Source organism: Kitasatospora sp. NPDC007106 (assembly GCF_040634455.1).
Lineage (GTDB): Bacteria > Actinomycetota > Actinomycetes > Streptomycetales > Streptomycetaceae > Kitasatospora > Kitasatospora arboriphila.
Genome location: NZ_JBEYFP010000361.1, coordinates 1 through 6057 on the forward strand (window position 1 = coordinate 1; position 6057 = coordinate 6057).

The window sequence follows — 6057 nt, forward strand, 5'->3', positions numbered from 1 at the left end:
GACGGCGGCGGCCCGCCGGCCGCCGCCGTCCGCGCCGCGGGGCGCAGCCGCCGTCAGCAGCAGCTGCCGGTGTTCTCCCAGCCGGTGCAGAAGCTGCTGTCCCAGCACTTGTTCTGCTGGAGGCGCAGGTTGCGGACACCGCAGCCGGACGAGCTGACGCAGCGGGTCTGGTACCACCAGGTGGCGTCCGCCGTGATCTTCGGCGCGAAACGGGCGGCCACGGCGTCCGCGAACTGCTGGAGCTTGCTCATCACGTACTCCTCACTCCGTCCGGCCGCCGGGTTGCAGCCGGACGCCGTGGACGCTAACGGCCCGGCATACAGCGGACGTTGCACCCGCGCAGTACGAGCCGTGTATCCCCCGTTCCTATGCTGCGGATCCGCGTTCCCGCGCTGCGGACCCCCGTTGTGGCGCCGTGGCTGTGGAGAGGACTCCCGATGTACTACGCAGCGGTCGCCTGCCGCGTCCTGCTCGCCCTGGTCTTCGCGGCCTCCGCCGTCTCCAAGGTGCGCGGGCGCACCGCGTTCGCCGCCTTCGAGGACGCACTGCGCGGCATGCGGCTGGTGCCCGCCGGACAGGTCCGGCGCACCGCCCTGGCGGTGGCCGCGGCCGAGACGGCGCTGCCCGTGCTGCTCGCCGTCCCGGCCACGGAGACCGCCGGTCTGCTGCTGGCGGTCGTGCTGCTCGCCGGCCTCACCGCCTCGATCGCGGTCACCCTGCGCCGCGGCGCCGTGGTCAGCTGCCCCTGCTTCGGCGCCACCGCCGCGCCGCTCGGCCCCCGCCACCTGGTGCGCAACCTGCTGCTCACCGCCGCCGCGCTGACCGCGCTCGCCGCCGCCCACCGGCCGCCCCCGGACGGCGGTGCGCAGGCCGCCGCCCTGCTGCTCGCGGCCGGCACCGGCGCCCTGGCCGCGCTGGTCACCGCCACCCTCGACGACCTCGCCGCCCTCTTCGCCCCCTCCCGATAGGAGCCCCGAAATGCCCGTGCTGGTCTCGGCCGTCGTGCTGCTGGGCGCGCTCGGCCTGCTCAACCTCGCACTCACCTTCGGGATCGTCCGGCGCCTCAACGCCGAGTCCGCCCGGGCCGCACAGCCCGCCGGCCTGCACGGACTCGCGGACGCCGCCAGCATCGGCGCGACCGCCGGCCCGTTCTCGGTCACCGCCGCCGACGGCTCGACGGTCACCCGGGACACCCTGGCCACGCCCGCCCTGGTCGCCTTCTTCGCCCCCGGCTGCCCGCCCTGCGCCGAACTGCTCCCCGAATTCACCGGCCGCCTCCGGGAGGACGGCCCGCCCGCCGGCGACGTCCTCGCCGTGGTCACCCCCGGCGCCGGCCAGCAGGAGTACGTCGACGCCCTCGCCGAGGTCGCCACCGTCGTCACCGGAGACCAGGCCCAGGACGTGGTGGACGCGCTCGGCGTCGGCGGATTCCCGGTCGTCGCCCGGCTGGACGACGACGGCACCCTGCACGTCCTCCACCGCGACCTGCGGGAGATGGCCCGCCCGGTGCCCGCATGAGGCGCCGCCCCGCCGCACTCCGCGCCGTCCTCGGCCTCGCCGTCCGCACCGCCCCGGCGGCCCTGCTCGGCTGCCTGCTGAGCGCCGCCGCGGTCGCCGTGGTGCCGGTCGCCGCCGCCTGGCTGATGCGCACCGTGCTGGACGCGCTCACCGCCCCGGCCACCCCGGGCGCCGGCCTGCTGCTGCCCGTCGCCGGCCTGGTCGCCACCGGCGTCGGTGCGGCCGTCCTGCCGCACGTCGAGCAGCTGGTCCGCGGCGAACTCGCCCGCCGGATCGCCGTCGAGGCACAGGACCGGCTCTACGCGGCCGTCAACTCCTGGGTGGGCCTGGCCCGTTTCGAGGACCCGGCGCGGCTCGACCGGCTCCGGCTCGCCCAGAGCTGCGGGCAGGAGGCCCCGCCGCAGATCGTCCTCGGCGCGGTCGGCCTGCTCCGCACCGCCCTCACCACCGCCGGGTTCGTCGCCACCCTCGCCGCGATCGGACCCGTCCTCGCCCTGCTCGTGCTGCTCGCCTCCGTGCCCGTGCTGGCCACCGAGTTCCGGCTCTCCCGGGCCTGGGTCGGCACCGCACTGCGGATCACCCCGTACGAGCGGCGGGAGATGTTCTACGGGCAACTGCTCGGCGACGTGCAGGCCGCCAAGGAACTACGGCTGTTCGGACTCGGCAGCCACTTCCGGGCCCGGATGCGGGCCGACCGCGCCGTGGTCGACGCCGCCAACCGCCGCACCGAACAGCGGGCCGCCCTGCTGCAGGGCGCGCCCGCCCTGGTGTCCGCCGCGGTCTCCGCGGCCGGGCTGGTCTGGGCCGTCCGCGCGGCGGCCCGCGGCGAACTCACCGTCGGCGACGTCTCGGTGTTCGTGGCGGCGGTCGCCGCCGTCCAGGGCGGCATCGGCACCGCCGCGGCCCTCGCCGCCCTCGCCCAGCAGAAGCTCGCCCTCTTCGGCCAGTACCTCGACGTCCTCGCCGAACCCGTGGACCTGCCCACCCTCGCCCCGGTACGGCCGGCCCCGCCGCTGCGGCAGGGCCTCGAACTGCGCGACGTCTGGTTCCGGTACTCCGACCGGCACGACTGGGTGCTGCGCGGCGTCAGCCTCACCCTCCCCGCCGGCCGCTCGCTCGCCCTGGTCGGCGACAACGGCGCCGGCAAGAGCACCCTCGTCAAGCTGCTGCTCCGGTACTACGACCCGACCCGCGGCACCGTGCTCTGGGACGGCACCGACATCCGCCACTTCGAACCCGAGGAGCTGCGGGAGCGGATCAGCGCGGTCTTCCAGGACTTCATGCGCTACGACCTGACCGCCGCCGAGAACATCGCCCTCGGCGACGTCCGCGCCGCCGACCCGGACCGCGTCCGGCGGGCCGCCGCCGAAGCCGGCGCCGACGGACTGCTGGCGTCCCTCCCGCAGGGCGGTGACACCATGCTCGGCCGCGCCTTCCTCCAGGACCCGGACCACCCCGAGGAGGGCGTCGAACTCTCCGGCGGGCAGTGGCAGCGGGTCGCGCTGGCCCGCGCCATGATGCGGCGCAGCCCCGACCTGCTGATCCTCGACGAGCCGACGGCCGGCCTCGACCCCGCCGCCGAGTACGAGGTCCAGGAGCTGCTGCGCCGCCACCGGCACGGACGCACCAGCCTGATGATCTCGCACCGCCTCGGCACCGCCCGGGAGGCCGACCTGATCGCCGTCCTGCGCGAGGGCACCGTCACCGAACACGGCACCCACGAGGAGCTGATCGCCGCCGACGGCACCTACGCCGGGCTCTTCCACCGGCAGGCCGAGGGCTACACCGCCGGGAGCACCCGGTGACCACGGCCCTGTTCGGTGCCGCCGCCACCGCGCTGCTGATCACGGCCACCGCATGCCTGGCCGCCGTGCGCCGCCGCCTGCTGATCACCGTCGAAGGGGTGAGCATGCAGCCCACCCTGCGGGCCGGCGACGTGCTGATCGGCCGGCGGGCCAAACTGCGCGCCCTGCGGGTGGACGCCCTGGTGATCGTCGAACGCCCCGACCCGTCCGGCCACTGGCCCGACCCCGGCGCCGGCCGGCCGCGCCGCTGGATGGTCAAACGCGTCGCCGCCCTCCCGGGCGACCCGATGCCGGCCGCCGTGACCGCCTGCTCCGCCGGTTCGGTGGTGCCGCCGGGCACGGTGGTCGTGCTCGGCGACAACCGGGCCGCCAGCATCGACTCCCGCACCCTCGGGCCCGTCCCCGCCGACCGCGTCCTCGGCGTCGCCCTGCGCCGCCACCGCCCCGGCCCCGCCGCCCGCCCGCTGACGCCCCCGGCCGGGGACGCAGACGGGCGGGCGGCGGCCGGTGCTCAGATCAGCGTCCGCCAGTAGTACCAGGAGTGACACACCCCCGATGTGACCAGCAGTCCTGTGCCCGCTTGCTCGGATGACCTGCGGTAACAGGTCATCGACTGGCGGCATTGTGCGCTACCGGCCGCCCTCGCACGGCCCACACACGGCCCGGCTGCGCACCCGCACATGTTCCTCGGGGATTGCCTCCCAGCACCCCTACCCAATGCCGCCTGTCGACGTGGGCGAGCCCAGTCCCTGTTGCGCATGAGCTGACGAACTGTCGGTCATGGGTCGACTACTTGACCCCCAGGCGCATCGCCCGCGAGCAGATGGCACCAGCAGGTCCTGTCAGCAGCGCCGGGCCACCGGCTTCGTGGGGCCTTCGCGCACGCAACGGGTTGCCTTCGCGCGTTGTCGTTGTTGTCAGCCGTTGTTGTCAGCCGAACCAGCCAGCCGGCTCCTCGACGCTGGAGCGGAGGTACACGGGGGCCGGGGCTGGTCAATGCAGAACATGCGGCCTCGCGCTGGTGTCGCCAGCCTTTACTCCTGGGCACGACGGCGGCACACCTCTGCCCAGCGGTGATTCCAGAGGTTGTTCGCAAAACTGAGCACCAGGCGCCCAGACCGCAGGGAGGAGAGACCTGCGCCACGGCTGTCACAGCAGTGTCACTGACGTTCTCGCAGTTCAGGCGACATGCAGTGACACAGTGACAGGTGTGACAGCAGGGAAGCCTCTATGAGTGTCACACCATCAGTTCGCCCACCTGCCCGGATCATTCGTCCAGTCCCATCAGGTGCACTGGGATGGTTGTCAAGTTTCACCCCCGGGTGGCAGCTGTGCGTCTAGGGTCGTGGCCGAGTGTGGTGGCGTCGTGTGGTTGCGGGGTGGGCATGGTCGACATGGACGGCGGGCGGCGGGTTGACTTCTTCATCAGCCACGCCGGGGCGGACCGGGCATGGGCGGAGTGGGTGGCCTGGCAACTGGAGGACGCCGGCTACACCACCGAACTCGACTACTGGGACTGGAGCCCGGGCGAGAACTTCGTCCTGAAGATGAATGCCGCCCTGGAGAACGGCCGGATGCTGGCCCTGTTCTCCGCTGCCTACTTCGAACCACAGCGGTTCACCACCGAGGAGTGGACTGCTGTCCTCGCGGCCAGGGACAAGATGATCCCGATCCGCCTCGACGACGCCAAAGCACCCCGCATCCTCGCCCCCATCCTCACCCGCTCACTGGTAGGCCTGGATGCCGAGCAGGCCCGCACCACCCTGCTGCAGGCCATTGAAGGAGCCCGCCGCCCGACCCAGCCACCCGCCTTCCCCGGCAGCGCCGGGCAGGGTCGTCTGCGGAGGTTGGGGGCCTCTGGGCCTCGGCTGCCGGGCAGCCTGCCCCGGGTGTGGAACATCCCCACCCGCAACGCCGCCTTCACCGGCCGCGACACGCTGCTCGTCCGCCTGCGCACCGCCCTCACCACCGGCAGCCCGGTCGCGGTGCAGGCCATGCACGGCCGCGGCGGCATCGGCAAGACCCAGCTCGCCATCGAATACGCTCACCGCTTCGCCGGCGAATACGAACTCGCCTGGTGGATCAACGCCGAAGAACCCGCCCTCATCGGCCCGCAACTCGCCGACCTTGCCACCCGCATCGGCGCCGCATCCGCCGACGCCGCCCCCGACCAGGCCTGGGACGCCCTCGCCGCCGAACTGCGCACCCGATCCCGCTGGCTCCTGATCTTCGACAACGCCGAAGACCCCCACACCCTGCACCAGTACATGCCCGGCGGCGCCGGCCACATCCTGATCACCTCCCGCGACCCCGCCTGGCACACCCTCGCCGTCCCCCTCGACATCGACGCGTTCACCCGCCCCGAATCCGTCGCCCTGCTCCAAGGCCGCGTCCCCGCTTTGAGTGCTGCCGACGCCGACCGCCTCGCCGAGCAACTCGACGACCTCCCCCTCGCCCTGGTCCAGGCCGCCGCCCTGCTCGGCGGCAGCCTCACCCTGGCCCAGTACCGCGACCTGCTGAACGCGCAGATCAGCGACCTCCTCGACGAAGGCCGCCCGCTGGACTACCCGCTGCCCCTGGCCGCGCAGATCCGCCTGAGCCACCAACGACTGGCCCAAGAGAGCCCCCAGGCGGCCGCCCTGCTCCGCGCCTGCGCACTGCTGGCCCCCGAACCCTTCCCCCTCGACGCCTGCACCCGCCCCGTCCCCGACCCGGACACCACCGTCCAGCCCCT

At 73.8% G+C, this 6057-nt stretch carries 6 protein-coding genes; 5 read left to right on the forward strand and 1 reads right to left on the reverse strand.

The features are described from left to right. Positions 1-53: 53 nt before the first annotated feature. Positions 54-251: a hypothetical protein gene (locus ABZ641_RS23350; RefSeq protein WP_030275333.1), complete on the reverse strand. Its 198-nt coding sequence runs from the start codon at positions 249-251 to the stop codon at positions 54-56. Positions 252-437: 186 nt separating this feature from the next. Between ABZ641_RS23350 and ABZ641_RS23355 the strand changes: the two genes are divergently transcribed. The 5 genes from ABZ641_RS23355 to fxsT all read left to right on the forward strand — a co-directional run. Continuing rightward, the gene (locus ABZ641_RS23355) at positions 438-968 is read left to right on the forward strand and encodes a MauE/DoxX family redox-associated membrane protein (RefSeq protein WP_359984555.1); all 531 of its coding nucleotides are present in this window, start codon (positions 438-440) and stop codon (positions 966-968) included. A 10-nt stretch (positions 969-978) separates the two neighbouring features. After that, a complete protein-coding gene (locus ABZ641_RS23360) occupies positions 979-1518 on the forward strand; it encodes a hypothetical protein (RefSeq protein WP_344626530.1) in 540 nt (179 codons plus the stop codon). Next, positions 1515-3323 (forward strand): ABC transporter ATP-binding protein, encoded by a 1809-nt coding sequence (locus ABZ641_RS23365; protein WP_359984558.1) that lies wholly within the window; start codon positions 1515-1517, stop codon positions 3321-3323. The genes ABZ641_RS23360 and ABZ641_RS23365 overlap by 4 nt, the downstream gene beginning before the upstream one ends. After that, positions 3320-3856: a S26 family signal peptidase gene (locus ABZ641_RS23370; RefSeq protein WP_359984560.1), complete on the forward strand. Its 537-nt coding sequence runs from the start codon at positions 3320-3322 to the stop codon at positions 3854-3856. The genes ABZ641_RS23365 and ABZ641_RS23370 overlap by 4 nt, the downstream gene beginning before the upstream one ends. Before the next feature lie 852 nt (positions 3857-4708). Next, positions 4709-6057, forward strand: a 1349-nt coding sequence (gene fxsT, locus ABZ641_RS23375; protein ID WP_359984563.1) for an FxSxx-COOH system tetratricopeptide repeat protein, incomplete at its 3' end; no start/stop codon positions are given.

Bases quoted from the DNA above. Each gene is read 5' to 3' on its own strand.
- ABZ641_RS23365 (WP_359984558.1), top strand. From the start codon at position 1,515: ATGAGGCGCCGCCCCGCCGCACTCCGCGCCGTCCTCGGCCTCGCCGTC.
- ABZ641_RS23350 (WP_030275333.1), bottom strand. From the start codon at position 251: ATGAGCAAGCTCCAGCAGTTCGCGGACGCCGTGGCCGCCCGTTTCGCG.
- ABZ641_RS23355 (WP_359984555.1), top strand. From the start codon at position 438: ATGTACTACGCAGCGGTCGCCTGCCGCGTCCTGCTCGCCCTGGTCTTC.
- ABZ641_RS23360 (WP_344626530.1), top strand. From the start codon at position 979: ATGCCCGTGCTGGTCTCGGCCGTCGTGCTGCTGGGCGCGCTCGGCCTG.